Origin of the sequence: Streptomyces sp. R35 (assembly GCF_041053035.1) — a bacterium.
In the GTDB taxonomy this organism is placed as follows: domain Bacteria; phylum Actinomycetota; class Actinomycetes; order Streptomycetales; family Streptomycetaceae; genus Streptomyces; species Streptomyces lutosisoli.
The window spans coordinates 3,396,991-3,421,876 of the sequence record NZ_CP163440.1 but is presented as its reverse complement, the minus strand read 5'-3'; the positions used below and the strand labels follow the sequence as shown (position 1 = coordinate 3,421,876).

General features: G+C 71.2%; 23 protein-coding genes and 1 tRNA gene. 9 read left to right on the top strand and 15 right to left on the bottom strand.

What is annotated here, in order from left to right; all coding sequences use genetic code 11:
* The first annotated feature begins 26 nt into the window (after nucleotides 1-26).
* Nucleotides 27-1,163 carry an amidase domain-containing protein gene (locus AB5J50_RS15765; RefSeq protein WP_369258543.1) on the top strand — a complete coding sequence of 379 codons (1,137 nt, stop codon included), beginning with the start codon at nucleotides 27-29 and terminating at the stop codon, nucleotides 1,161-1,163.
* Between the two features lies 1 nt (nucleotide 1,164).
* Here the strand turns inward: AB5J50_RS15765 and AB5J50_RS15760 are convergent, their stop codons facing one another.
* From AB5J50_RS15760 to AB5J50_RS15750, 3 genes are all read right to left on the bottom strand, one after another.
* A complete protein-coding gene (locus AB5J50_RS15760) occupies nucleotides 1,165-1,764 on the bottom strand; it encodes a DUF4383 domain-containing protein (protein ID WP_369258541.1) in 600 nt (199 codons plus the stop codon).
* Between the two features lie 134 nt (nucleotides 1,765-1,898).
* A complete protein-coding gene (locus tag AB5J50_RS15755; protein WP_369258539.1) occupies nucleotides 1,899-3,341 on the bottom strand; it encodes a hypothetical protein in 1,443 nt (480 codons plus the stop codon).
* 75 nt (nucleotides 3,342-3,416) lie between these two features.
* Nucleotides 3,417-4,202, bottom strand: coding sequence for a DUF4097 family beta strand repeat-containing protein (locus AB5J50_RS15750; RefSeq protein ID WP_369265407.1), 786 nt, complete (start codon nucleotides 4,200-4,202; stop codon nucleotides 3,417-3,419).
* A gap of 197 nt (nucleotides 4,203-4,399) precedes the next feature.
* Here AB5J50_RS15750 and AB5J50_RS15745 point away from each other — a divergent pair.
* Nucleotides 4,400-4,474: transfer RNA gene (locus AB5J50_RS15745), tRNA-Val, on the top strand.
* Between the two features lie 142 nt (nucleotides 4,475-4,616).
* Here AB5J50_RS15745 and AB5J50_RS15740 read toward each other — a convergent pair.
* The 3 genes from AB5J50_RS15740 to AB5J50_RS15730 all read right to left on the bottom strand — a co-directional run bounded on the left by AB5J50_RS15740 (nucleotide 4,617) and on the right by AB5J50_RS15730 (nucleotide 8,088).
* Entirely contained in the window at nucleotides 4,617-6,056 is a 1,440-nt protein-coding gene (locus tag AB5J50_RS15740) for a gamma-aminobutyraldehyde dehydrogenase (RefSeq protein WP_369258537.1), read from the bottom strand.
* A 16-nt stretch (nucleotides 6,057-6,072) separates the two neighbouring features.
* Nucleotides 6,073-6,474, bottom strand: a complete 402-nt coding sequence (locus tag AB5J50_RS15735; protein ID WP_369258535.1) for a nuclear transport factor 2 family protein — start codon at nucleotides 6,472-6,474, stop codon at nucleotides 6,073-6,075.
* Between the two features lie 78 nt (nucleotides 6,475-6,552).
* Nucleotides 6,553-8,088, bottom strand: coding sequence for a cytosine permease (locus tag AB5J50_RS15730; RefSeq protein WP_327428369.1), 1,536 nt, complete (start codon nucleotides 8,086-8,088; stop codon nucleotides 6,553-6,555).
* Between the two features lie 104 nt (nucleotides 8,089-8,192).
* On the opposite strand from AB5J50_RS15730, the gene AB5J50_RS15725 reads away from it, so the two are divergent.
* A complete protein-coding gene (locus AB5J50_RS15725) occupies nucleotides 8,193-9,644 on the top strand; it encodes a PucR family transcriptional regulator (RefSeq protein ID WP_369258532.1) in 1,452 nt (483 codons plus the stop codon).
* Between the two features lie 125 nt (nucleotides 9,645-9,769).
* Here the strand turns inward: AB5J50_RS15725 and AB5J50_RS15720 are convergent, their stop codons facing one another.
* Entirely contained in the window at nucleotides 9,770-10,102 is a 333-nt protein-coding gene (locus AB5J50_RS15720; RefSeq protein ID WP_327428367.1) for a hypothetical protein, read from the bottom strand.
* 209 nt (nucleotides 10,103-10,311) lie between these two features.
* Nucleotides 10,312-11,250, bottom strand: coding sequence for an Ig-like domain-containing protein (locus AB5J50_RS15715; RefSeq protein ID WP_369265406.1), 939 nt, complete (start codon nucleotides 11,248-11,250; stop codon nucleotides 10,312-10,314).
* 407 nt (nucleotides 11,251-11,657) lie between these two features.
* Here AB5J50_RS15715 and AB5J50_RS15710 point away from each other — a divergent pair, with 407 nt between their 5' ends.
* Nucleotides 11,658-12,320, top strand: coding sequence for a DUF4232 domain-containing protein (locus tag AB5J50_RS15710; RefSeq protein ID WP_369258530.1), 663 nt, complete (start codon nucleotides 11,658-11,660; stop codon nucleotides 12,318-12,320).
* A gap of 175 nt (nucleotides 12,321-12,495) precedes the next feature.
* Complete coding sequence (locus AB5J50_RS15705) at nucleotides 12,496-13,878, top strand: serine hydrolase domain-containing protein (protein WP_369258528.1); 1,383 nt, start codon at nucleotides 12,496-12,498, stop codon at nucleotides 13,876-13,878.
* A 44-nt stretch (nucleotides 13,879-13,922) separates the two neighbouring features.
* On the opposite strand, the gene AB5J50_RS15700 is transcribed toward AB5J50_RS15705, so the two are convergent.
* Nucleotides 13,923-15,113 (bottom strand): MFS transporter, encoded by a 1,191-nt coding sequence (locus AB5J50_RS15700; RefSeq protein ID WP_369258526.1) that lies wholly within the window; start codon nucleotides 15,111-15,113, stop codon nucleotides 13,923-13,925.
* Between the two features lie 163 nt (nucleotides 15,114-15,276).
* On the opposite strand from AB5J50_RS15700, the gene AB5J50_RS15695 reads away from it, so the two are divergent.
* The 3 genes from AB5J50_RS15695 to AB5J50_RS15685 all read left to right on the top strand — a co-directional run bounded on the left by AB5J50_RS15695 (nucleotide 15,277) and on the right by AB5J50_RS15685 (nucleotide 17,431).
* Nucleotides 15,277-15,726 (top strand): MarR family winged helix-turn-helix transcriptional regulator, encoded by a 450-nt coding sequence (locus AB5J50_RS15695; protein ID WP_369258524.1) that lies wholly within the window; start codon nucleotides 15,277-15,279, stop codon nucleotides 15,724-15,726.
* 124 nt (nucleotides 15,727-15,850) lie between these two features.
* A complete protein-coding gene (locus AB5J50_RS15690) occupies nucleotides 15,851-16,438 on the top strand; it encodes a hydrolase (protein ID WP_369258522.1) in 588 nt (195 codons plus the stop codon).
* 33 nt (nucleotides 16,439-16,471) lie between these two features.
* A complete protein-coding gene (locus AB5J50_RS15685; protein WP_369258520.1) occupies nucleotides 16,472-17,431 on the top strand; it encodes a LysR family transcriptional regulator in 960 nt (319 codons plus the stop codon).
* Nucleotides 17,432-17,440: 9 nt separating this feature from the next.
* Here AB5J50_RS15685 and AB5J50_RS15680 read toward each other — a convergent pair whose 3' ends face one another.
* The gene (locus tag AB5J50_RS15680) at nucleotides 17,441-18,349 is read right to left on the bottom strand and encodes a ketopantoate reductase family protein (protein ID WP_369258518.1); all 909 of its coding nucleotides are present in this window, start codon (nucleotides 18,347-18,349) and stop codon (nucleotides 17,441-17,443) included.
* A 136-nt stretch (nucleotides 18,350-18,485) separates the two neighbouring features.
* On the bottom strand, nucleotides 18,486-19,259 hold the full coding sequence (locus AB5J50_RS15675; protein ID WP_369258516.1) for an MBL fold metallo-hydrolase: 774 nt from the start codon (nucleotides 19,257-19,259) through the stop codon (nucleotides 18,486-18,488).
* 130 nt (nucleotides 19,260-19,389) lie between these two features.
* On the opposite strand from AB5J50_RS15675, the gene AB5J50_RS15670 reads away from it, so the two are divergent.
* A complete protein-coding gene (locus tag AB5J50_RS15670; RefSeq protein WP_330304264.1) occupies nucleotides 19,390-19,614 on the top strand; it encodes a DUF2277 domain-containing protein in 225 nt (74 codons plus the stop codon).
* Here AB5J50_RS15670 and AB5J50_RS15665 read toward each other — a convergent pair.
* From AB5J50_RS15665 to AB5J50_RS15650, 4 genes are all read right to left on the bottom strand, one after another.
* A complete protein-coding gene (locus AB5J50_RS15665; protein WP_369258514.1) occupies nucleotides 19,611-20,234 on the bottom strand; it encodes a DedA family protein in 624 nt (207 codons plus the stop codon). The two genes, AB5J50_RS15670 and AB5J50_RS15665, sit on opposite strands and share 4 nt — an antisense overlap.
* A gap of 234 nt (nucleotides 20,235-20,468) precedes the next feature.
* Complete coding sequence (locus AB5J50_RS15660) at nucleotides 20,469-20,924, bottom strand: DoxX family protein (protein ID WP_369258512.1); 456 nt, start codon at nucleotides 20,922-20,924, stop codon at nucleotides 20,469-20,471.
* A gap of 86 nt (nucleotides 20,925-21,010) precedes the next feature.
* Complete coding sequence (locus tag AB5J50_RS15655) at nucleotides 21,011-22,996, bottom strand: FAD/NAD(P)-binding protein (protein ID WP_369258510.1); 1,986 nt, start codon at nucleotides 22,994-22,996, stop codon at nucleotides 21,011-21,013.
* A gap of 160 nt (nucleotides 22,997-23,156) precedes the next feature.
* The gene (locus tag AB5J50_RS15650) at nucleotides 23,157-24,848 is read right to left on the bottom strand and encodes an alkaline phosphatase D family protein (RefSeq protein WP_369258508.1); all 1,692 of its coding nucleotides are present in this window, start codon (nucleotides 24,846-24,848) and stop codon (nucleotides 23,157-23,159) included.
* Nucleotides 24,849-24,886: the final 38 nt, after the last annotated feature.

Here is a 24,886-nt window from a genome sequence, read left to right as displayed (position 1 = left end):
CGGCCGGGGATCAAGGAGAATCATCAGTGAGATCAAAGAAGTTGAGCCGCAGATGCTCGACCGTGACGGCGGTCGCCCTCTCCGCCGTCCTGCTGCCCCTGTCCGCCGCCCACGCCGCGGACACGTCCCCCGCCACGGTGAACCGGGCGACGACCGACGCCTTCGGCCGCGCGGCGGACGCCGTGTTCACCGATCGTACGGCCGCCCTCCTGGACGGCAGCCAGGCGACCCGTACGGCGCTGAAGCCGGCGGGAGGCATACCGCTGTCCGCCGCGCTGACCCGTACGGAGAACACCGCGGTCTCGTCGCTGCGCGGCACCCGCTCCCGCCTCGCGGCGCTGGGCGAGGCCTACACCGCCGCCGACACCCAGGTCACCGTGAACAGGACCCGGGTGAAGGGAAAGCGGGCGACCGCCTGGGTCACCGAGACCACCACCCTCACGTACGAGAAGATCCGCGGTGACGAGCCCGACACGACGGGCTTCCGCGCGCACCACGTACTGACCTTCACCGCCCAGCCGGACGGCACCTGGAAGCTGTCGGGCGAACGCTCGACGGACAAGGGCCCCCGGCAGGTCAACGAGCCCGTCACCGGCACGACGCCGCGCAAGACCACGATGGCCGCTGTCGACGCCCCCCGGGCAGCGACCACGTATCCCGCGCCCGCCAACCCCAAGACGCTCACCGGCTCCACGTACGACTACGCGGCGATGGCGACGTACGCCGAGAAGTACTGGAAGAACTACAACACCGCCTACCGGAAGTTCAATTCGGTCGGCGGCGACTGCACCAACTACCTGAGCCAGTCCCTGAACGCGGGCGGCTGGAAGCAGGTCAGCAGCTCGTCGGAGGAGTACGGCACCTGGTCCTACGGCACCTCGACCCAGACCGACACCTGGGTCGGCGTGAACGAGTGGTCGTGGTTCACCCAGACGGCCAAGCGGACCACGGCCCTGGCGAACGTCTATCAGATGGACGTCGGTGACGTGATGCAGATGGACTTCGACAAGGACGGGTCCAAGGACCACTCCATGATCACGTCGTACCGGAGTTCGAGCGGCGTTCCGTATCTGACGTACCACGACACCGACACCTACCGCAGGTCGGTGTCGAGCATCCTCGCGTCGTACCCGACCTCGGCGTACTACGCGTACCGCACCTGACTCAGCCCTTCGGCACGGCCCTGCGCGCACGGTGCAGGGCCGTTGCCGAGGCCCTCAGCCGCCGCTCGCGCGCCAGCTGCTCCGGATGGCGGGCCTTCCAGTACGGGTTGTCGTGGGGCAGGGCCGAGCCGACCCTCCCGTACATGCCGAAGAACATCAGCATCACGCCCACGACAAAGCTGAACAGCACGTTCTGGATGTGGAAGGCGAGGAAGTTGAAGCCGGTGTCGAGCAGCGCCAGGTTCACGAAGCCGCTCAGGATGAAGGCGACGCCGAGAACCATGTTGAGCGTGGAGGCGACGTTCCCGCCGATCACCATCCCCGCGAACAGCAGCACCCCGACGCAGATCGACAGCACACTGAGCGAGCCGTTGGTGTTCAGCCCCGCGACCGTGTCCCCGCCGGTCTCGAAGAAGCCGACCTTGTCGATGAGGCCCAGGATGCCGAAGGCGAGCAGTACCAGGCCCATGAGGCCCGCGCCGATCCGGTAGAAGGTGCTGAGACGATGATCGACGGGCAGATGCTCGTCGAAGAAGATGCGCCGTCGGGAACCGCGCCCGGAATCCGGCCCGGACCGCTGGCGCAGCGCGTGTGCGGCCATGTCCGCCTCCTCACGCAGCCGGCGGAGGCCCTACGTACAGCCAGGGAGGCCGTACGTACCTTCAGGATCCGCCCGGGCCACCCGGACCGCCAACACCAGAACCGCAGGGGTAAGGGGTAGGGGTGCGGGCGGGTTCAGGCCGGGCCGCCGCGCTCCTCGCGGATCTGGGAGACCACCCGGGCGACCGTCTGCCGCACGGCCTCGGTCTCCGTCAGGAAGTGCCAGTAGTCGGGGTGGCGCCCCTCCAGCGTGGCGATGGCACGGTCGAGACGGGCGACGGAGTCGTCGAGCGGACGGGCGTGCCGCGGGTCGGGGGTGTTGCGCCCCGACATCGCGAGGCGCTGGGCGTCACGGATGGCGAAACGGGTGCGGTCGATCTCCTGCTGCGGGTCCTTCTGCACGGCGTTCAGCCGCCGCAGCCGGTCGCCGGCGGCCGAGACGGCCTCGTCCGTGTGGTTCAGCAGCGCCCGTACCGTCGACAGCAGGGAGGTCGCGTCCGGCCAGCGCTGCGCGTCGCGCGCGGCCTGCGCCTCCTTCAGCTTCAGCTCAGCCTGCCGTACGTTCTCCGCGGTCTGCTCCGGCACCTGCTGAAGGTCCTGCCAGCACGCGGCCGAGAACCGCCGCCGCAGCTCGCTCAGCACCGGCTCCACCTGCCCGGACCGGGTGGTCAGCGCCTGCGCGCGGGTGCGCAGCGAGACAAGCCGGTGGTCGGTCTCGGCGGCCCGCTCGGGCAGCCGCTCCGCCTCCGCGCGCACCGCCCCGGCCTCCCGCGAGACCCGCTCGGCGCGCTCCAGGGTCTCCGGTACGCCGTGCTGCCCGGCCCCCTGGTTCAGCCTGGTCAGCTCGGGCCCGAGGGCGGCGAGCCGGGCGGCGAGATCGTCGGCCTTGAGCCCCGACTGCCGTACGGCATCCAGCGCGTTCGAGGCGGCGAGCAGGGCCTGGCGGGCGCGCTCGACGGCCGGGGCGAGCCGGGCCAGCTGCGTCTCGGCCTTGCCGAGCAGCGGCGCGAGCCCTCGCTCGAACCGGTCCAGGTCCTGCTTGACCCGCCCCAGCTCGTCCTTGGCTGCGGTCAGCTCGGTGCGGGCCCGCGCGGCGACCGACGCCTCCAGCTCGACCCGGTCGAGATCGTGGGCGTCGACGGCGGTGATGTACTTCTGGCTGGCCTCGTCGATACGCCGCCCCAGCGCCTCGAAGTCGGAGACGACGCGACGGGCGGCGGGGGAGTCGTCGACGGCCGTGATGGTCTCGATCGAGATCCGCAGATCGCGCTGCGCGGTGTCGAGCTCGTAGAAGGCGGCCGCGGCGGCGTCCTTCGCCGCCTGCGCCTCGGCCCGCTGACTCTCGGAGCGCCCGCCGAACCACCGCCGGGTACCGCCACCTGCGAAGGCGGCGGGCAGGGCGAGGGCGGCGAGCAGGGGCAGTGCCAGGAGGGTCAGTACATCACGGGCGGCGCGCGAGACACCCGGTGCCGGCTGCGCCGGCTGTGCTGGGCGCACTGCTCGCACTGGTTGCGCTGGTCGCGCTGGCTGTGCACATGGCACAAACGGCGAATACGGCTGCGAAGGTGTCGCCGTCACATCCCTCTCCCGTGCTGTCATCCGCCTTGCCCGGCTGTCATTCTCCCACCGGTTAAGGACGAACACACGGGCCTGTTAGTTCGCGGTTCGTACCGTGATCTTCCCGTCGTTCGTGTGGGTGGACACCACATGGGAACTGGCCGGGTCACGGGGCACGGACACATCCACGGACCCGTCACCGCTGTCGGCCGTCACCCGATAGAAGTCGTGGGGCAGCGCGATGGTGACGGAGCCGTCCTGGCTGCGGGACTCCACCAGGTCGGGCACGACGCCGAGTTCGAGCCGTACGGAACCGTCCTGGGTACGGGCCCGCACGCGCCGCGAGTCCACCCCGAGCGCGCTGATCGACCCGTCGGCGCTGCGCAGGTCCAGCGGCCCCGACGAGTCCGTCACCCGGACGGAACCGTCCGCCGTACGCACGCTGAGCGCCTCCTCGAAGCCACGCGCCGTCACCCGCCCGTCCCCGTCCGCCACGCTGACGGCGACACCGCGCGGCACCACGATCCGGTGCCGGGCCGAGCAGTCGGCGACGACACCCGAGCACTTCATCCGCAGCACCAGCCGGTCACCGTCCTCCATGGCCCAGGTGACCTCGGGGTCCCCACCGACGACGACATGCCCTTCGAACCACCGGGTGACCTGGACGGTGTGCACCGTGTCGGAATCCGCGACCACAAGATCGATCGCGGAGTCGTCCGAGTCGACGGTGAGCGCCCGCCCGTGCAGGGCGAAGGACCGCTGCTCCGGCTTCTTGTCGTCCCCGGCGGACGCGCCACAGGCGGTGGCGCCCGCGACGAGGGCGACGACTATGCCGACGACGCCGGCGACGGAGGCCGCGCGGACGGGAACGGTACGGGCCATGATGATCTCCCCCTGAGGCTGACTGCCCATGCCCTTCGACCGTATGGACCCACAGCGCCCCGCGGGATCCGGAGGGCTCCCGCATCCGAGGTGGGGAAAACCCCCGCTCCGCCCCGCCCGGACCCGTCCCACTCACCATCACCGGATACCGGTTTGCAGGGCATCCCCTCCGGCAATGTAGGCTGTCGACTCGTCCTGGGCGCGTAGCTCAGCGGTAGAGCGCCGCCCTTACAAGGCGGATGTCGGCGGTTCGAAACCGTCCGCGCCCACCAGGAAAAAAAGACCCCCAGCCGATCATGGCTGGGGGTCTTTGACGTCCGGATCCGACATCAGTGCCGCGGCGCGCTGGATGCCGCTGTAAAACCCGTCGCCCGCCCCGGTGCAGAGCCGGGGCGGGCGACGGGCTCTCGGATGTCAGAGCGACGTCATGACGTGCTTGATCCGGGTGTAGTCCTCGAAGCCGTATGCGGAGAGGTCCTTGCCGTAGCCGGACTTCTTGAATCCGCCGTGCGGCATCTCGGCGACGAGTGCCATGTGGGTGTTGATCCACACACAGCCGAAGTCGAGGTTCTTCGACATCCGCATCGCCCGCGCGTGGTCCTTGGTCCACACCGAGGAGGCCAGCGCGTACTCGACGCCGTTGGCGTACCGCACGGCCTGGGCCTCGTCCGTGAAGGACTGGACGGTCATGACCGGGCCGAAGACCTCGTTCTGGATGATCTCGTCGTCCTGCCGGAGGCCGGAGACGACGGTCGGGGCGTAGAAGTAGCCCTTCTCGCCGACCTGGTGGCCGCCCGCCTCGATCGTGGCGTGCTCGGGGAGGCGCTCGATGAAGCCGCTGACCTGGGCGAGCTGGTTCGCGTTGTTGAGCGGGCCGTACAGCACGTCCTCGTCGTCCGGCTGCCCGGTCCTCGTCTCCGCCGCCGCCTTCGCCAGCGCGGCCACGAACTCGTCGTGGACCGACTCGTGGACCAGGACGCGGGTCGCGGCCGTGCAGTCCTGACCGGCGTTGAAGAAGCCGCCGACCACCAGGTCCTCGACCGCCTTCGTCAGGTCGGCGTCCTCGAAGACCACCGCCGGGGCCTTGCCGCCGAGCTCCAGGTGGACCCGCTTGACGTCCTTGGCCGCGCTCTGGGCGACCTGGATGCCGGCGCGTACCGAACCGGTGATGGAGGCCATGGCAGGGGTCGGGTGCTCCACCATCAGGCGACCGGTCTCACGGTCGCCGCAGACCACGTTGAAGATGCCCTGGGGCAGGCCCAGTTCCTTCAGGACGCCGCCGATGATCTCGGCGATCAGCACGGTGGACGCCGGGGTGGTGTCCGAGGGCTTGAGGACCACCGCGTTGCCCGCCGCGAGCGCCGGGGCGAACTTCCACACCGCCATCAGCAGGGGGTAGTTCCAGGGCGCGACCTGTGCGCACACACCGACCGGCTCGCGGCGGATGATGGAGGTCATTCCGTCCATGTACTCGCCGGCCGAGCGGCCCTCCAGCATGCGCGCCGCGCCCGCGAAGAAGCGGACCTGGTCGATGGCGGGGGCGAGTTCCTCGCTGCGGGTGAGGTGGAGCGGCTTGCCGGTGTCCCGGCTCTCCGTGGCGACCAGCTCGTCGGCCCGTGCCTCCATCGCGTCGGCGATCTTCAGCAGCGCGCGCTGCCGCACGGACGGTGTGGTGTCGCGCCAGACGGGGAACGCCGCAGCCGCGGCCGCCATCGCCGCGTCGACGTCCACCGCCCCCGAGAGCGGGGAGGTCGCGTAGACGTCACCGGTGGTGGGGTCCACCACATCGAGCGTGCGGCCGTCCGAGGCGTCGACGAGTACGCCGTCGATGTAGTTGCGGAACGTGGTGCTCATGGAACGGCTCTCCTGGTCAGGCGGCGGTGCGGGCGGACAGGTGCTCGTGGACGGCCGTCCAGCCGCCGTCGTCGGCGCGGGCGAAGACGATGGTCTCCCGCTCGTGGACCGTCTCCTCGCCGGCGTTGGTGGCGACCCGGGTTTCGACGTCGTGGCTGAAGACGGCCGTGTCGCCGAAGTGCTGGATCAGCTGTGCGGACGAGGTGCAGCCGAGGATGCGGAAGCCGTCCTGCTCCACCCACTGCTGCCAGAGCGCGCGGTACTCGGCCGTGGAGCCGAGCCGCTCCGGGGTGGTGTGGAAGATGAAGGTCGCGTCCGGGGCGAAGGCGCCGAAGTAGTCGTCGAGACGGCCCTCGGCGAAGGCGGCGACGAGTGCGTCCGCGGCGGCACGGATTTCCTGGACGGTGGTGGTGCTCATGCGCAACTCCTGGTCACGGGCGTTCGGTGGGCGGGGCCGGAATGCCTGGTGTGCGGTTACGGGGGTGACGGTGAGGCCTCAGCGGGCCATGGCGGGCTCGGTGACGGTCTCGTCGGTGCCGCCGGTGATCGGCGGCACGGGCGCATCCGAGGCCCGGACGAAGCGGGGTCCGGCCGGTCCGTACACGTCGCGCGGCTCGGGGAACAGCGTGAGCAGGGCGAGGTAGAGCACGACCGCGAGGCCGAGGCCGACCGGCAGCGAGATGTCCGTACCGCCCGCGAGGTTGCCGAGCGGGCCGACGAACTGGCCGGGCAGGTTGGTGAAGAGGAGCGCCACGACGGCGGAGACCAGCCAAGTGGACATGCCGCGCCAGTTCCAGCCGTGGGTGAACCAGTAGCGGCCGCCGCGCTGACGGCGGTTGAAGACCTGCAGCGCGTCCGCGTCGTACCAGCCGCGCCGGGTGACATAGCCCAGCGTCATGACGACCATCCACGGTGCGGTGCAGGTGATGATCAGCGTGGCGAAGGTGGAGATGGACTGCGCGAGGTTGAGCGCGAAGCGGCCGACGAAGATGAAGGCGATGGACAGGGCGCCGATGAAGAAGGTGGCCTGGACGCGGTTGAAGCGCGTGAAGACGCTGGAGAAGTCGAGCCCCGTGCCGTACAGGGACGTCGTGCCGGTGGAGAGGCCGCCGATCAGGGCGATCAGGCAGAGCGGCAGGAAGTACCAGCCGGGCGAGATCGCGAGCAGCCCGCCCACGTAGTTGGGGGCGGCCGGGTCGACGTACTTCGAGGCCTTCGACGCGATGATCGACGCGGTGGTCAGGCCGAAGAGGAACGGCAGCAGGGTGGCGATCTGGGCGAAGAACGCGGCCCCCATCACCCGGCGGCGCGAGGCCCCGGCCGGGATGTAGCGGGACCAGTCGCCGAGGAACGCACCGAAGGAGACCGGGTTGGAGAGCACGATCAGCGCGGCGCCGATGAACGACGGCCAGAACAGCGGGTCGGCGGTGGAGGCGAAGGATCCCGCGTAACCGGGGTCGAAGTCACCCGCGAAGGCGAAGGCGCCGAGCACGAAGAGGGCCGACGCCGCCAGTACCGCGATCTTGTTGACCAGCAGCATGAACCGGAACCCGTAGATGCAGACGACCAGCACGAGCCCGGCGAAGATCGCGTACGCGATGCCGTAGGTGACGTCCGACTCGGGGACGTGGACGAGCCGGTGCGCGCCGCCGACGAGCGCGTCTCCCGAGGACCACACCGAGATCGAGAAGAACGCGACGGCGGTGAGCAGGGAGAGGAACGAGCCGACGACCCGGCCGTGCACGCCCAGGTGCGCGGAGGAACCGACGGCGTTGTTCGTGCCGTTGGCGGGGCCGAACAGAGCCATCGGGGCCAGCAGCAGCGCACCCGCGACGAGGCCGAGGACGGTTGCCGCGACACCCTGCCAGAAGGAGAGGCCGAAGAGGATCGGGAAGGCGCCCAGCACACAGGTCGCGAAGGTGTTGGCGCCGCCGAAAGCGAGCCGGAACAGATCGATCGGGCGGGCTGTGCGGTCCTCGTCCGGGATCCGCTCGACACCATAGGTCTCGATTTCGGTGATCGAGGTTGTCACGGGCGCTCCACCTTCCGTTCATGCGTAGGGGCGGTCTCGACAGTGTGTGCCCCCTGCACGTTTATCGACAATTGTGTCCGTCACAGAGCCGTACACTTTCTTTTGTGGCCAGCGACAAACTCACCGTCAGGGATCTGCTCTCCTTCCCGGCACTCCAGCTCTCCGTGAAGGCCGGCCGTGGCGGTCTGGACCGGTCCGTGTCCTGGGCGCACGCCAGCGAGCTCGCCGATCCGACGCCCTGGCTCCTGGGCGCCGAGGTGATCATGACGGCGGGTCTGGCGGTCCCTCGTGACGCGGCCGGGCAGCGCGCCTATCTGGAGCGGCTGGACGACGCCGGGGTGTCGGCTCTCGCGCTCTCCGCGCAGTTGCACATGCCCCCGCTGCACGATGAGTTCTTCCGGGCGGCGGAGGAGCGGGGTTTCCCGGTCCTCGAAGTGCCGCTCGCCGTTCCGTTCATCGCTGTCGCCCAGGAGGTCGCGGCCTCGGTCCAGGAGGACGCCCGGCACCGGCTGGGCGCGCAGCTCCAGGTCTTCGGCGCGCTGCGCTGGCTGGTCGCCGAGAACCTCGACACACCGGCGCTGCTGCGCCGTCTCGAAGGCCTGTCGGGCTACGACGTCTACCTCTGCACGCCACAGGGCCGCCCGCTGCTGCCCGGCGTTCCCGCGCCGGATCCCGGTGTCCTGCCCGCCTCCGTCGACGCCCCGCCGACGATCCCCGGCGGATTCGTCCTCCCGGTGCCCGCGCCCGGCGGCCCGGCCGGCTTCCTCGTCGCGTACGAGCGTCAGGGCGCCCAGCCCGCGGGACTCGCCGTCGCCCAGCACATCGCCACCGTGGCGGCGCTGCGGCTGGCGATGGTGCGCAACGAGCGCGAGACGCTGCGCCGCGAGGGCGCGGAGACGCTCGCCGAGCTGCTGCAGGAGGTGCTCGACCCGGAAGTGGCGCGCCGCCGCCTCGCCCGGCACTCGATCGAGGGCGACACCGTGCTTCTCGTGGTGCGCCACACCACCGACGAGGCACTGCTGTGCTGCCTGGAGGACCGTCCCCATCTGCTGCTCACCCGGGGCGAGGACCGCTACGTCCTGGGGGCGCCGGAGCTGGCGGCGGCCGTCGGTGAGCTGCCGGACGTGGCAGCCGGGATGAGCCGCCCCTTCCTGCCGGGCGCCGCACTGAAGGTCGCCCAGCGCGAGGCGCTCTGGGCAGTCTCCAAGGCCGTGGAGTCAGGCCGCCCCGTCGTCCGGTACGGCGACGACTCGACGGGCCGGTGGCTGCCCGACGACCCCGCCGTCCTGACCGCACTGGTCGAGCACGTCCTCGGCGAGGTCCTGCGCTACGACGAGGCCCATGACTCGCAGCTGCTGGTCTCCGCCCGCACCTGGATGGAGCGCGACCGCCGCACCGAGACGGCCGCGGCGGCGCTCCACATCCACCCGAACACCCTCGCCTACCGGCTGCGCCGCTTCAGCGCTCTCACCGACCGTGACCTGACGTCGACGGGGGCCCTGGCCGAGGTCTGGCTGGCGATCCAGGCGGCGGGGGCCCTGGGCCTCACCGGCTGAGCAGGCTGCCGCCGCCGCACTGCACACGTGGTTCCCGTGGCTCCCGATCGTCCGCCGCTACGCCTGGCCGACCATTCTCGGCCCGGAGCCCGGACCCCGACGCCCCGTCCATGGACGTCGGACTGTCATGACGGGTCCTCGTGTGCGTGCTTCAGCTTCATGCGGGCGTCGACCTTCTCCGGGGGCGTGACCTCCGACCAGAAGCGATGGCAGGTCACGAACACGGCGAGTTCGCGCTCCCGCTGGCGGAGCTTCTCCACCTCGGCCTGTTCGTCGGCGGTCCAGCCGGGGGAGGCGGGGCGCTCCACCTTGCGCCAGCCGCCCGCGTCACTGAATCCGTCGAGCGGCTCCACTGACCAGGGGAGTCGTTTCAGCAGGGCCAGCAGCTCGGCCCGGACCTGATGCAGCTCCTCCTGACCGGCCAGGAGGTCACTCGGAAAGTCATAGGTCGCAGCCACGCGGCAATGCTACGCCTGTTCGATTTTGGGATGCGAGTTCCTTCCGGGACTTCACGCGAACGAGTGGGACCCCTGTCCGGTGCCATCGGAGCTTGGTGTGTTTGACCTGGGGTTTTTAGAGGATGGCGTACAGGTTCAGCGGTCTCTGGAGGCCTGTTGGGGTGCCCGTTTCGAGCGGGTGCCCCAACAGGTGTCGCCGCCGCGGCGCGTCACAGCGTCGCGGTCGTCTGCTCCCCGGACGCGCTGCCCGCGAGCCACTGGTCCCATCCCAGGTTGAAGTCGGCGTAGCCGTTGTCGGCCGGGGCCTTGGCGCGGGAGGAGCCGGTGATGGTGACCGGGTCGCCCTGCTTGACCTGGCCGTAGAACCACTTGGCGTCCGACAGCGACAGATGGACGCAGCCGTGCGAGCCACGGGCGCTGCCGCTGCCCGGAGTGGGGTCGCCGGTCGAATAGTGCACGTACGTGCCGGACTGGGTCAGGTGGATGTCCCAGGGCAGCGTCAGGTCGTAGTAGTTGGCGCTGCCCTTGTCGCAGCTGATGCCGACGCTGCAGGAGGTCATGTGGACCTTCTCCTGCTTGTCGATGACGGCCATCGTGCCGTTCCACGTCGGATACTCGGCGCTGCCCGCATTGATCGACAGGGTGCGTACCGCCTCGCCGTTCCGGGTCACCTTCATGGTGTGGCCGGTCACCGAGACATCCGCGCGGACGTCGTCGCCGATCGTGAAGGTGTGCGTGTAGGCGTGCACGCCGTAGCGTCCGTTGCCGTTGCTGACGCCCTTCATGTCAGCGTCGATCTTCACCTTCGTGCCGGAGGGCCAGTACGTCTTCGGCCGCCAGTCGACGCGCTGGTCGCCCATCCAGTGCCAGGCGCCGGCCACCGGCTGCGAGGCGCTCACCTTCATGTGCTTCTCGACCGTGGCCCGCGCCTTCGCCGCCACCGGGTTCGTGAAGATCACCGAGATCGGCATGGCCACGCCGACCGTGGTTCCCGTCTGCGGGGTGATCGTGTCCAGCAGCATCGGCGGGCCCGCGGGCTTCGTCGGTGACGGCGAGGCACTCGCGCTCGCCTTGCCCGACGCCTTCGCGTCGTTCCCGCTCGCCTTGTCACTGCCGCCCCCGCCGCAGGCACTCGTGCCCACCAGCATCGCGACCGTGACGAGTGTGATCCCTATGCCGCCCTTGCGCCGTCCCACGATCTGCCCCGCTCTCTCGCTCCCCGCCCCTGACGGGCCCGCCTCCCTGTCAGACAGTGACGGCGGGGGTCGCAGTTGCGTGCCTCACGTAGATCCTTAGTGATCCACGTCACTCGAACTTCGACGGTAAGCGCTCAACGTTCGAAGGTGGAGGGCAACCCAGGCCATCCCTTGGGCGCCAGGCTGTGGTCTTCCGACGGAAGCGTGCCTTCCATGTGCTTGATCGGTAACAGGCGTACGAGGCAGGCGATGTGAGGGTGAGTCATGTCGCAGAATGCGCTTGCAATCGAGAGTCGACAATGGCCGTGTACGGCCGACAACGGGGGAACACCATGAATGCTGCTGCCCGCAAGAGACCCATGAACTGGAAGTTCTACGTCCTCGGGGCCGCGACGGTCGCCGCGCTGCTCGCGACCACGGCGTGCGAGCCGGGCGCGGTCGCGGGCTCGGACGACGCCAAGCCCTCGGGCCGGCCGAGCGCGACGAATTCGGCGACGCCGGGTGGGACGGCTTCGGTGACGCCGAGCGGGAGTTCGGGCGACACCGGCGGAAGCGACGGCAACGGCGACAGTGGCACCATCGCCGCCTGCACCGGAGAGGAACTCGCGGTCTCCGCCACGAAGGAGCCCGCGGACAGCAAGGAAGCCAGGCACCTCCTCATCACCGTCCAGAACGCCGGCGACAAGACGTGCAACGTCTACCACTATCCCTACGTCAAGATCGGCGACGCCAAGGGCACGACCCCGGTGATCAAGGACAGCGACCCGGACCCGGGGAAGCCCGTGACCCTCGCTCCGGGTGACGAGGCGTACGCCGCTCTGCTCGTCGCCGGCGGCGCCATGGACGAGTACGAGGCGAACAGCATCACCCTCACCCTCCACAGCAGCCGGCTCGGCAGCAAGGCGGGCGAGCCGATCGACGTCCCCATGCCCGTCGACACGTTGTACGCGGACGACGGTCAACTTGTCACCTACTGGACGACGGCCTCCGGCCTTGCCCTGGACTTCATCACGTCGAAGTGAGTCGCGACGGGTAGGACGGGTGGGACGGTGGGACGGATGCCCTCCGTCCCACCGTCCCACCGCCGCTCGACGGCGATGCGGCCGATCCGGTCGCGTCGATCCGGGTGCGCTGATCGCGATCCCCTCTAGGCTCCAACTGCGCTTGATGCACACGTCAGTTGCGAGGGGGACCACGTTGCAGGACAAGCTGGGCGATGCCGTCACGGCGGCGGCCAAGGAGTTCGACATACCCGGCGTCGCTGTCGGGGTACTGGTGGACGGACGGGAGGTCTACGCGTCCCACGGCGTGACGAGCGTCGACAACCCGCTGCCGGTCGATGAGAAGACGCTGTTCCATCTGGCCTCGGTGACCAAGACCTTCACCGCGACCGCGCTGATGCGCCTGGCGGCGGAGGGGAAGGTGGAGCTGGACGCTCCGGTGCGCCGGTACGTTCCCGAACTCAAGCTCGCCGACGAACAGACCGCGGCGCGGATCACCGTCCTGAATCTGCTCAACCACACCGCGGGCCTCGAATGGAACCTGATCGACACGGGAGACGACAACGGCTCCCTCGGCGGATTCGTGGCCAAGATGGCGGAGCTGGCGGTGATCGCGCCGCCCGGCGCCCGGGCCTCGTACAGCCAGGCCGGTTACAACCTGGCCGGGCGGATCATCGAGAAAGTCACCGGCCTGTCCTACGAGAAGGCGGTGGCCTCGCTGGTCCTGGAACCGGTGGGGCTCTCGAACACCTTCTTCGGGCTGGACGACGTCATCGTCCGCCGGTTCGCCGTGGGGTACAACCGCGGCGAGGACGGAGAGCTGCGGTTCGCCCAGCCATGGAAGTCCAACCCGGCCGGGGCGCGCGGCAACAACCCCGGCGGGGGCGGCGTGTCCTCGGTGAGCGATCTGCTGCGCTGGGCCCGGTTCCATCTCGGCGCCGGGGACGGGGTGCTGCCCGCCGAGGCGCTGCACCGTATGCAGGAGCAGACGGTCGCCCTGCGCGCCAGCACGCTCGGCGACGCGTTCGGCATCTGCTGGTTCCTGCGCGATGTGGACGGCATCCGCACGATCGGGCACGGCGGATCGGGCAACGGCCAGTTCGCCGAGCTGCTCATCGTGCCGGAACGGAATTTCGCCGTCGCCTCCCTGGCCAACGCCGGCCCCGACGGCTACGCCCTCAACCAGGCCGTTGTCCAGTGGGCCCTCCAGCACTACCTGGGCGTGGTCGAACGCGCCCCCGAGCCCATCCCGTACGACGAGGTCCAGGCGCGGGAGGTCGTCGGCCGCTACGAGATCGACGTCATGAACCTCGACATCGCCACCGACGGGTCCGGGCTCACCCTCGCGGTCGGCATCAAGCCGGAGATCCGCGCGGCATCGGACCGCGAGATGCCCCAGGACTATCAGCCGTCCGCCATGGGCTTCCTGCCCGGCGACGGCGACGAGTACGTCATCACCGAGGGCGGTCTGAAGGGACAGCGCGGCTACTTCACCCGCGACGACAGCGGCACGATCGTCGGCGTCGACCTCGCCGGGCGACTCTTCGGCCGGGCCGGCCGGACTCCTTCCGCGTCCTGATCGAGCCGGACGCGGGGGCGGTCCGAAACGGGCCGTCCCCGCGCTCACGTCCTCGCCGGTACCGGCCGCCGGAGCAGGTAGATGCCTGCGGTCGAGACCAGGACGGCCATGCACGCGATGAACACCAGCCCCGCATCCTCCAGGCCGATATGAACCGCCAGTACCCCTACGCCGATCACCGGCACCGAGATGCCCGCGTAAGCCACCACGAACAGCGTCGAGATCACCGCCGCGCGCCGGTCCGCGGGAGACGCCTCGGCCACCGCGGACAGCGCCCCGCGAAACGCCAGCCCCTGCCCGCCCCCGCCGACGATCGCGCTCAGCACCACCAGCAGGAACAGGTCCCACCGCAGCGCGCCCGCGAGCAGCGCCAGCCCGGCGAGGAGTCCGGCGCAGCCCAGTGGCAGCGATCGCCCCACACCGACCCGGCCGACGGCCAGCTGCCCTGCGGTCGAGGCGAAGAAGGCCAGCGCGACGACCAGCCCGCTCACGGCGTGGTTGTGCACGTTCAGGGACTGTGCGAGGAACGCCGGGCTGACCGAGGTGAACACCCCGAACAACGCGAACCCCACGAACGAGGCGATCGCCGCCGGCCCGAACACCGCCCGCACCTGCGGGGGCAGGCTGGGCCGTTGTGGCCGTACGGTGCTCAGCGGCCGCCGCTCCCTTACGGTCTCCGGCAGCCGCAGCAGGACCGCGGCCGAGCAGGCCACCAGGGCGAGATGCACGGCGAACGGCAGGTACAGCGGCCAGGGAGCGTACTGCGCGAGCACCCCGGCGAGCAGCGGACCGCAGCCCAGCCCGCCCATGTTGGCGGCCGTCGCCACGAACGTGGCCCGGGAGGCGCCGCCGGACGGTGCCAGCTCCATCACGTACGCCGTGGCGGCCCCGGTGAACAGACCGGCGGACAGTCCCGACAGCAGCCGCCCCGCATACAGCCAGCCCAGCCCGGTGGCGCACAGGAAGCAGACGGCGCTCGCCGCCGCGCATCCCAGGCCCCACAGCAGCACCGGACGCCTGCCCACGGCGTCCGAGGCGTTGCCGACGAGCAGCAGCACGCCGATGACCCCGAAGGCGTACACGGCGTACACGACGGTGACCGTCTGCTCGGAGAACCCGAACTTCTCCTGGTAGAGGCCGTAGAGCGGAGTCGGCAGCGTGGTGCCGGCCATGCACACGGCGAACACCGCCCCGCCGAGTAAACACTGGCGCCACCCTCGGCGATCACCGTCCATGCCGCCGACGGTAAACCCGCACACCGCCCCGGCCCTGCCCTGCCTGCCCGGCGCGCCGGGCAGGCAGGGCAGGCACGCGGCTCAAACTGTGCAGGCCAAACTGTGCAGGTAAACTGTGCAGTCTGAACTGGACAGTCTGGGCTGAAGGTTTTAGCGTGGGGGTATGGATCAGAGCACCGAGGGTGTCTCCGAGTCGGCCGGTCGCGCCGCGCGTGATCTCCGGGTCGCATTCAGTCTGCTGCACCGGCGGATCCGGGAGGTCTCCGAGACGGAGGAGCTCACGCCGTCCCAGCTGTCCGCGCTGACGCTGGTCAGCAAGAGCGGGGCCGCCACGGCCAGCGGGCTCGCCGCCACCGAAGGGGTCCGCCCGCAGTCGATGGCCGCCGTCCTCGCCGCGCTCGACCAGCACGGGCTGATCGAGCGCAACCCGGATCCCCGCGACGGCCGGCGCCAGCTGATCACCCTGACCGACGCCGGGCGCGAGCGCGTCGAGGGCACGCGGCAGGCCCGTGAGGAGTGGCTGGCCCGGGCTTTCCAGGATCAGTGCACCGAAGCCGAGCGGCAGACCGTCATCGAGGCGATGGCCGTACTGGAACGGCTCACCCGGCCGTGATACCCGCCGCCTTCCGAGGGCCGGCTCCAGCAGCGCACCGCGTCATCTGACCCACGCCCCACGCCCCCTCAGGCCCCGAAGCCCTACGGCTCCACGCCCCCCCGAACCCCCGGAAGGCCCGACCATGGCTGTCACCACGCTCGACCCCCGTACCGCCCTCGTCCTCATCGACCTGCAGAACGGCATCGTCGGGAACCCGGGCCTCGCCCCGTACCCCGCCGCCGAGGTCGTCACGCGGGCGAGCCGACTCGCCGACGCCTTCCGCGGCCAGGACCTCCCCGTGGTCCTTGTGCGGGTCACCGCCGCCGCCGACGGCGCGGACGCCACGTCCAGCCGTATCGACGGCGGCAGCCGCTCCCGCACCTGGCCGGAGGGCTGGGACGTCCTCGTCGACGAACTGGCCGGGCACCCCGAGCACATCACCGTGACCAAGCGGAACTGGGGCGCCTTCCACGGCACCGACCTCGACCTGCACCTGCGCCGCCGCGGGATCACCCAGATCGTGCTGGCCGGCATCGCCACCAGCATCGGCGTGGAGTCCAGCGCCCGTGCCGCCCACGAACACGGCTACCACGTCACCCTGGCCACCGACGCCATGTCCGACATCGACATCGAGACCCACCGCAACAGCGTCGAGCGGATCTTCCCCCGCCTCGGCGAGACCGGCACGACCGCGGAGATCGTCGAGCTGCTGTCCAAGACCCACGGCTGAGCCCCCACCCCGGTCCCAGTAACTTTGGGCCCCGTGACCCTTGATGATCTGCGTGTCTTCGTCGCCGTCTGCCGGGCCGGGAGCCTCAGTGCCGTGGCCCGGGAGCTGGGCTGCACCCAGTCGGCGGTGAGCCAGCACGTACGGCGGCTGGAGCGGGAGGTCGGGGTCGGGCTCGTCGAGCGGCAGGCGCGGGGCGTCGTGCCGACGCGGGCCGGGCGGGTGCTGGAGCGGGCCGCCGCCGAGGGCATATCCGGGCTGGACCTCGCGCTGCGGCGGCTCGACGAGATGGCGCGCGGGGGCGGCGGCGTGGTGCGGATCGCCACCGGCGGTGCCACCGTGCGGCACTTCATGGCCGACGCGGTGGTCGACTTCCGGCGGCGGTATCCGCAGGTGACCCTGGAGTTCCAGACCGAGAGCTCCAGCCGGAGCTGTTTCGACGCGCTCGGCGACCACGGGCTCGATCTCGCGTGGGTCACCTTCGGGCCGCCCGTACGCGGTATCGAGCAGCGGGCCGCCGTCGAACTGCCCTGGGTGCTCGCCGTGCGCGCCGACGACGAACTCGCGGCCCGCGAGCGTGTCGAGGGGGAGGAGCTGGCCGGGCTGCGGCTCATCGGGCTGCCCGAGAACTCCACCTCGCGGGCCCATCTCGACACCGCCTACCGGGAGTTGGGTGTGCCGGCCGCCGCCTCCGACACCAGCGTCGCCGACTGGGACACCGCGATCCTGCTCGCCGAACTCGGCCTCGGCCACGCCGTCGTCCCCGCGCTGCCGACCCTGCGCGGCCCCGGCCACCCCGGCCTCCGCTTCCTCCCGATCCCGGCCCTGCCACCCCTCACCGTCGGCTGGGCGGTACGGCAGTGGGACGCCCTGTCACCCCCGGCCCGCGCCTTCGCCGAGACGGTCACCCACCACTGCCGTACGCAGTCCGGCACCGGCGCCGGCACCGACGCCAGCACTGACACCGACACCGACACCGATTTCGTACGAGCCTGAAGGCGCAGCTCAGTTGTCGGCGGTCCCCGCCAACTCCCGTACCAGCCCGCTCGCGACGGGCACCGGCACCCCGAACCGTTCGGCCGCTCGGAGCAACGCCCCGCCGATCGCGTCCAGTTCGAGCGTGCGGCCCGTCTCCGCGTCGCGCTGCATGGAGGACTTGGTGGCGGGCGGGAAGGCGTCGTAGCGGGCGAGGGCGGCCGCCGGGTCGACGGGGGCGCCGCTCGCACGGCTGACGGCCGCCGTCTCCTCGACGAGCGCCACCAACTCCTCGCGGTGCAGCGTGCGTACGTCGCCCAGCGGCACTCCGTACCGCGTCGTCAGCAGGGCGAACGGCGCGAGGAACGACATCTTCGCCCACAGCGTCGCCGCCTCGTCGTCCTTGACCTGGACGCGCACACCGGCCCATTCCAGGGCCCCGGCGAGCGCGTCGAGCCGTTCGCGCGGCACGGTGTCGCCGGTCAGGTCGACCTCCGCGAACGGGCTGCCGTGCTCAATCACCCCCGGCGCCAGGCGAGTTGACTCGACCCGGATCACGGCGGGGGCCACCTGCTCGGGGCGGTAGCGCTCGCGGAGGACGGCCGGGTGTTCGACGCCGTTCAGGAACGGTACGACCAGGCCGCCGTCGCCCAGCGCCTTCGCGGGGACGCGCTCCAGGGCCGCGTCGAGCACCGTCGCCTTGACCGCGATCAGGCACGCGTCGACGGGTTCGCGCAGCTCGGTGTCCGCCTCCACCCGGGCCGTGAAGTCGCCGAAGTGCTCGCTGCGTACCCGGATGCCGTCCGCGGCCAGCGCCCGCGCGGTCTCGTCCCCGGCCAGGCAGATCACCCGGTGCCCGGCGCGCGCCAGGAGCGCGGCGAGCAGACCGCCGACACCGCCCGGGCCCAGTACCGCCACCGTGAGCCGGTCATTCGCCATGATTCCTCGCTTCTCGCCGCCGGAGCCCCCGAACGAGGGCCCCGGCGATGATCACAAGGGGCGGACATCCGAGTCAATCCTCGGAAGAGCTTGCCCAACCCCAAGGAAATGCTGGGGTGATGGCGGAGTTGCGGAGTTACGGCAGTTGTACGGAAGCCCCCGGCTCCAGCAGGTGCAGCCGGTCCGTGAGTCCGGCCTCCGCGAAGGCCTTCGTCAGCGTGGAGCCGTCCTGGGTGAAGTGGCCCCAGTGCTCGAAGTGCAGCGGCACGACATGGCCGGCGCCGAGGATCCCGGCCGCGCGCGCCGCGTCCTCGCTCGTCAGGGTCAGCGGGGCGTCCGGCACCAGCGGCGTGCGGGCGGCGCCCGCGAACAGCACGGCCACGTCGAACGGACCCTCCCGGCCGGCGATGTCACGTACGACGTCCAGGGAGGCGTTGTCGCCGCTCACGTACACCTTGGGCAGCCCGTCCCCGGACAGTACGAAGCCGGTCACCTCACCCACGATCGGCTCCGAGCCGTCGGGGCCGTGCTGCGCGGGCACGGCGGTCACCCGTAGCACGCCGCCGTCGGGGCGCGGCAGCTCGACGTGCTCCCAGGAGGGCAGGGCCCGCACGGGTGCGCCGATACGGCCGTACGCCGATGCCGTCGACAGGGTCACGGGGGCGCCCGCGAGATACGTACGCCCCGAGGTGTCGAGGTTGTCCGGGTGCTGGTCGTGCGAGAGCAGGACGGCGTCGACCACGCCGATCTCCGCGGCCGGGAGCGCGGGTCCGGCCGTCTTCACCAGCTTGCGGGCGCCGATGGGGTAGTCGCCGGGAGCGTCGAAGGTCGGGTCGGTGAGCAGGCGCACCCCGCCGAGCTCGATGACGGCCGTCGGGCCGCCGACGTAAGTGATCTTCACGGTGGTCATGCTCTGCACAATCGACAGGTGCGCGGCCCTATTCCCGGTCCGATTCCCGGCCCTCTCCCGGCCCTCTCCCGGTCCAATTCCTGGTCCAATTCCCGGGCCAGGACGGCGGCGGACGCGCGAGACTGGACGTATGTGCCGCAGTATCAAGACGCTCCGACCGCCCGCGATCCCCGACGAGGCCACCGAGGAGGAGATCCGCGCCGCCGCCCTCCAGTACGTCCGCAAGGTGTCCGGCTTCCGGGCCCCCGCCGCCCACAACCGCGAGGTCTTCGACCAGGCGGTGGAGGCGATCGCGGAGGCCACGGCCGAACTGCTGGGAGGCCTGGAGGTGCGCGGGGCGGCGCAGCGGGCCTAGGCCTGCTTGGCCGACTCCTGGACCGCGGGTCGGCGCATCAGGAACGCCGCTCCCGTGCCCGCCGCCAGCAGCGCGCCGAACGACACCCCCGTGGCGAGCCAGGTCGCGCCCAGCCACTGGCCGCCGAAGTAGCCGAGGGCGACGCTGTACACGGCCCAGATCAGGCCCGCGAGGATCGACCAGGGCAGGAACTCGCGGACGCGGCGGTGGGCCGCGCCCGCGCCGAGCGAGACGACCGAGCGGCCGGCCGGGGCGAAGCGGGCGAGGACGACCAGGGCGCCGCCGCCGCGCGAGAGGGCCACGCCGAGACGTTCCTGCGCGCTGGTCAGGCGGCGGGAGCGGGCGATGGCGCGGTCCAGACGCTCGCCGCCGCGCCATGCCAGGCGGTACGCCACCAGGTCGCCGAGGACGGAGGCGGTGGCGGCGCAGAGGGTGAGCATCAGGATGTCGGGCACGGCGTGCTCGACGGCGCCGGTGGCGGAGCCCGCCGCGGCCGTGGCCGCCGTGATGACCAGGACGCCGCTCGGCAGGACCGGCAGGAACACATCAAGAAGAACGGACACGGCCACCGCCGCGTAGATCCATGGGCTGCCCGTCAGCGACCCCACACTCTCCAGCACCGAAACACTCCCCTGAAATCCCCCGTAGGCACGACCACGCCGCGATGTCGCGGGGAGCGGCAGGGACGGCCTGTAACAGCCATACAGCGTACGCGGCGGGTGTGACAGGAGATCCACGGGGGGCTCATGTGTCTTTCACATCACGTTCATTCAGTCGCGCTCGGGCACGGTGTACGGCAGCACGACAGCGCCCGCCTCCTGTGCGAGGAGGCGGGCGCGGTCGGGGTGGAGGGATCAGGCCGCGACGGGCTCGGAGGCCCGCTTGTCCTCGGTGGCCGGGGCCGTGCGGCCGGCGAGCAGCTGGTCGAGGCCGAGCGCGCCGGAGCCGGTGAAGACGAGCAGAAGCATGGTCCAGCAGAACAGCACGGAGAGCTCGCCGCCGTTCTGGATCGGCCACAGGGCCATCGACTGGTGCACGTCGAAGTAGGCGTACGCCATCGAGCCCGACGCGATGAACGCCGCGGCGCGGGTGCCGAGGCCGAGCAGGACGAGCGAGCCGGCGACGAGCTGGATCGCGGCCGCGTACCAGCCGGGCCAGGTGCCGGCGGCGATGGTGCCGCCGTTGGTGCCCGCGGCGCCGCCGAGCACGCCGAAGAGGGAAGCGGCGCCGTGCACGGCGAAGAGCAGGCCGACGACGATGCGGAACAGGCCGATGGCGTAGGGCTGGGCGCTGTTGAGGCGTCCGGTCATGGGGGGTGACTCCTTCGGTCTGGTCCGGTCCGTGGGGGACCGGATCGTGGGGACGGAACCGAGTGAGTCATCAACGTTAGGCGAACCTAATCAATACTTGCAAGTTCAACATTCGGCCATTGGTCTGATTCCGCTTGCGGTTCCGCTTGTGCCATCGCCGCACGTAGCGCGGCCCGCGCCACCGCGTCGGCGTCCGAAAGCGTGACCGAATCCACACCCGGCCTGGCCCCGGCCGCGGTCACCCAGTGCACGCCCTCCGTGGGCACCCCGAACGCGAACCGACGTGCGTGCGAACGGCCTTGACGGTCGATCAGACGGTAAGGGCGCGGTGTTACGTCCAGTCCTCCGGTTTCGTAACCGTCGATGGTGTGCGGGCGGCACTGACCCGTCTTCAGCAGCCGGCCGAGGAGTTCGTCGGCGGTCCTTCGCACATCCGGTTCCGGTAGCCGCGCTTCCACGAGCGTCGTCGTTCGTACGACCGAACCCGGCACGTCGGGGGAGTGCGCGACCCAGGCCCCGTCCTCCGCCCGCACCTCAAGGCGTGGGCCGAGGACGTCCAGGACGCCCGCCTCGATCAGCGCGGCCATCTCCTCGACGCGCCGCCGGGGCGGGCCGATGGAGAGGAAGGCGTTCAGCGGCGTATACCAACGGTCCAGGTGGGCCCGGCGCGAATCGCCCGACAGCCCGCCGTGGTCCACGATTCTCCGCAGCTCGTTGCGCAGATCGCGCAGCACGTCGAGGGCGGCCTTCAGCGGTCCCTCGACATTTCCGAGCGAGGCCTGCTCGGCGTCGTCGCGCAGTCGGCCGAGCAGCCATGCCCGCCAAGCGCCGGGGCCGGTGAAGGAGTGCTCGGCGTACGGGCGTGACATGCGGTCCCAGGACCAGCGGTCGGCGGGCGCGATACCGAACTCATCGAGGAGTGCCGCCTCTTGGGGGCTGCGGTGCGGGACGGCGAGGAAGCGGTCCCTGAAATCCCTGAGATCACTGAAATCCCTGAGGTCCGGGAGATCCGGCTGCTGGGATCGCCGCGCGGAACGCCTCAACAGCCCCTCGTAGTAGACCGTTTCCACCTCCTTGGCGACCAACGGCCATATCTCGCGCAGGAAGTCGGGCGCGTCACCGGAGTCCGCGCGCTTGCGGAAGCCGGAGATCGCGTCGTCGGTGAGGACGAGCGGGGTGTGGCGGCCGTACGGGCCCTTCGCGTTGTCGCCGCGCGCCTGGTACGGGATGCCGCGGCGCGAACCGGCGTACAGCCGGGGTTCCTCGCCCGAGGGCAGATAGCGCAGGCCCTCGGCGGCCTGGACGAAACGGCCGCCGCGGCCCGTGGTCAGCAGGGCCATGTGGTCGAAGAAGTTGAGGCCCAGGCCGCGCAGCAGCACCGGTTCGCCGGGGGTGAGCGGGGAGAGATCGACGTCGGCCGGGTTGGCGGGCGGGATGTGACGCAGGCCGTGCCGCTCGGCGTACGCGGCCAGGCGCTGTTCCGCGGGGTCCGCGAGCACCGGCAGATGGCCCTGCGCGAGGACCACGGCGGCGAGCCCCGACAGGGTGCGGCCGGTGGAGAGGGCGAGGGTCTGGTGGCCGTCGGACGCGTCGTCGAGCCGTATCGCACGGGCGGTGTGCACCTCGACCCGCACCGCGTCAGGCGCCGCGCGCACCGCCTCGCGGAAGACCCACTCCAGATAGCGGCCGTACTGGGCTCGGGTCGGATAGTCGTCGGGGCCCAACTCGCCGCCGGCCCAGGCGTGCAGGCTCGGCCCCGGACATATCGGCCCCGAGCAGTCCACGCTCTCGTCGGTGAAGAGGGTCACCTGTGAGGCCACGGTGTTCATCAGCAGATGCGGGGACTGCGCGGTGCGCCAGACGCGGCCGGGCCCGGGCGGCGCCGGATCGACGACGTGCACCGTCAGCCGTACGCCCGGCGCGAGAAGCTCCGGTGCGGACGCGCAGAGGCGTTCCAGCACGCTGGTGCCGCGCGGGCCCGCGCCGACCAGGGCGACGGAGACATGGGTGGTCCCGGGCGAGGGGGAAGGCGCTGCGGACAAAGGTATGACTCCCGGGCGTGTGGGGCGCATGGCAGCAAACCGCCCGCTGGAAGCGGACGGTCCGCATCATCATGCCGTCGTACGGTGCGGGAGCCGAGCCCCGGAGCGGATCATCGGCGCCGGGTGTGGGATGCGTCACGAGCATCAGGGGCAACGCGGGAAACGCACGCAACAACCGTACAGAATCGGCCTATTGCGGGGTGAGCTCGGACTCTTCCACGGTCTCCAGCCGCGCGCTGCCGGCACTCGCGCCCTTCCTTCCCCCTGCCCCGCCCTCTCCGCCTCTGCCGCGCACGATCCGCGCCTGTTCGAGCCGCAGCGACGCGGAACGCCCGCGCAGGGTCAGCGTCATCAACTGGTTGCCGAACCAGGGCCCGCCGGTCTTGCGCCAGTCGACGGCCGGGTGCGCGCGGCCGCCGTGCCGGGCGAACCGGTGGCCTATCGCCCGCCCCAGCGCGCTCCAGCCGAAGCGGAAACCGAGGCGTATGGAGAGCGGGATGGAGTTGTGGACGGGGGAGCAGGTCAGCTGGACGACCCGGGCGTCGGGCCGCCGGCCTGGATCGGGCCAGGACGGCTCGGCGATGTAGGCGTGGTGGACGTCCCCCGACAGCACACACACCGTCGCCGGCGCCTCGGCCCCCGACCCCGCCTCCGCGATCAACTCCGTCAACGCCTCGAACGACTCCGGAAACGCCGCCCAGTGCTCCAGATCGGCCCGCCGCCGCAGATCCTCCGCGAACCGCGCCCACCGCGCACCCCGCTCCCCCCGGCACAGCGCCGCGTTCCACGCCTCGGCGTCGTGCACGAGCGGGGGCAGCAGCCAGGGCAGGGAGGTGCCGATGAGGAGATGGTCGTACGAACCGGGCGCGTCCAGCGCCTGCTCCCGGAGCCACCGCGCCTCCCCCGGGTCGAGCATCGCGCGGCGGTGCTCCTCCAGGACGCGGGCCGCGCGGGTGTCGACCATGAGGACGCGGGTGCGGCCGAAGTCACGGCGGTAGCTCCAGCGGACGGAGGAGGGGTCGGTGTCGGCGTGGGCGGCGAAGGCGCGCAGGACGTCCGTGCCGTCAGGGGTCTCGCGCACCGCCGCGTACAGCAGATCCTCGGACAGCTCGCGCGGGGAGAGGTTGCCGAGGTGCTGATGGACCCAGTACGACATCAGGCCGCTCAGCACCCGCTCACGCCACCACGGGGTGGCGCGGATGTCGGCGAGCCAGGAGGCGCTGGTGTTCCAGTCGTCGATGACGTCGTGATCGTCGAAGATCATGCAACTGGGCACGGTGGACAGGAGCCAGCGGATCTCGGGGTCGAGCCAGGATTCGTAGTAGAGGCGGGTGTACTCCTCGTAGTCCGCCACCTGGTTGCCCGGCGGGTCCGCCAGACCCCGGCGCGCGGCGATCCACGCACGGGTCGCGTCCGAGACCTCGTCCGCGTACACCTGGTCGCCCAACAGCAGCAGTACGTCCGGGCGTTCGCCGTCGGGCGCCGCGGCGATGCGCGCCGCGAGGGTGTCCAGGGCGTCGGGCCCCACCGGATCCTTCTCGTCCGCCGGAGGCGCGGCCCAGCGGCAGGAGCCGAAGGTGACGCGGACGGCGGCGTGCCCGTCGGGGGTGTGGACGACCGAGGGCGGGAAGGGGGAGTCGGGCAGCGGCCAGACGGTGGCGCCGTCCAGCAGGATCTCGTACGAGACGGCCGTGCCCGGCGTCAGTCCGCTCACCGGCACCAACGCGTAGTGGTGGCCCGCGATTTGGAAGGTGCGCATCTCGCCGCGGGCCCCGTCGGCGCACCGCACCTCGACGACGCACGGACGGCTCGCCTCGACCCAGAAGGTCGCGGACGAGCCGTCGACGTACCTCAGCAGCGGTCCCAGGCGCAGCTCCGCCATGGTGATCACCCTCCTCCGTCGCCCCGTACGGTACGGAA

Coding starts and splice junctions, on each gene's coding strand:
- AB5J50_RS15760 (WP_369258541.1), bottom strand. CDS start 1,764: ATGGCCGCACACGCGCTGCGCCAGCGGTCCGGGCCGGATTCCGGGCGC.
- AB5J50_RS15750 (WP_369265407.1), bottom strand. CDS start 4,202: ATGGCCCGTACCGTTCCCGTCCGCGCGGCCTCCGTCGCCGGCGTCGTC.
- AB5J50_RS15740 (WP_369258537.1), bottom strand. CDS start 6,056: ATGAGCACCACGTTCCGCAACTACATCGACGGCGTACTCGTCGACGCC.
- AB5J50_RS15735 (WP_369258535.1), bottom strand. CDS start 6,474: ATGAGCACCACCACCGTCCAGGAAATCCGTGCCGCCGCGGACGCACTC.
- AB5J50_RS15715 (WP_369265406.1), bottom strand. CDS start 11,250: ATGCTGGTGGGCACGAGTGCCTGCGGCGGGGGCGGCAGTGACAAGGCG.
- AB5J50_RS15710 (WP_369258530.1), top strand. CDS start 11,658: ATGAACTGGAAGTTCTACGTCCTCGGGGCCGCGACGGTCGCCGCGCTG.
- AB5J50_RS15700 (WP_369258526.1), bottom strand. CDS start 15,113: ATGGACGGTGATCGCCGAGGGTGGCGCCAGTGTTTACTCGGCGGGGCG.
- AB5J50_RS15695 (WP_369258524.1), top strand. CDS start 15,277: ATGGATCAGAGCACCGAGGGTGTCTCCGAGTCGGCCGGTCGCGCCGCG.
- AB5J50_RS15690 (WP_369258522.1), top strand. CDS start 15,851: ATGGCTGTCACCACGCTCGACCCCCGTACCGCCCTCGTCCTCATCGAC.
- AB5J50_RS15680 (WP_369258518.1), bottom strand. CDS start 18,349: ATGGCGAATGACCGGCTCACGGTGGCGGTACTGGGCCCGGGCGGTGTC.
- AB5J50_RS15675 (WP_369258516.1), bottom strand. CDS start 19,259: ATGACCACCGTGAAGATCACTTACGTCGGCGGCCCGACGGCCGTCATC.
- AB5J50_RS15670 (WP_330304264.1), top strand. CDS start 19,390: ATGTGCCGCAGTATCAAGACGCTCCGACCGCCCGCGATCCCCGACGAG.
- AB5J50_RS15660 (WP_369258512.1), bottom strand. CDS start 20,924: ATGACCGGACGCCTCAACAGCGCCCAGCCCTACGCCATCGGCCTGTTC.
- AB5J50_RS15655 (WP_369258510.1), bottom strand. CDS start 22,996: ATGCGCCCCACACGCCCGGGAGTCATACCTTTGTCCGCAGCGCCTTCC.
- AB5J50_RS15650 (WP_369258508.1), bottom strand. CDS start 24,848: ATGGCGGAGCTGCGCCTGGGACCGCTGCTGAGGTACGTCGACGGCTCG.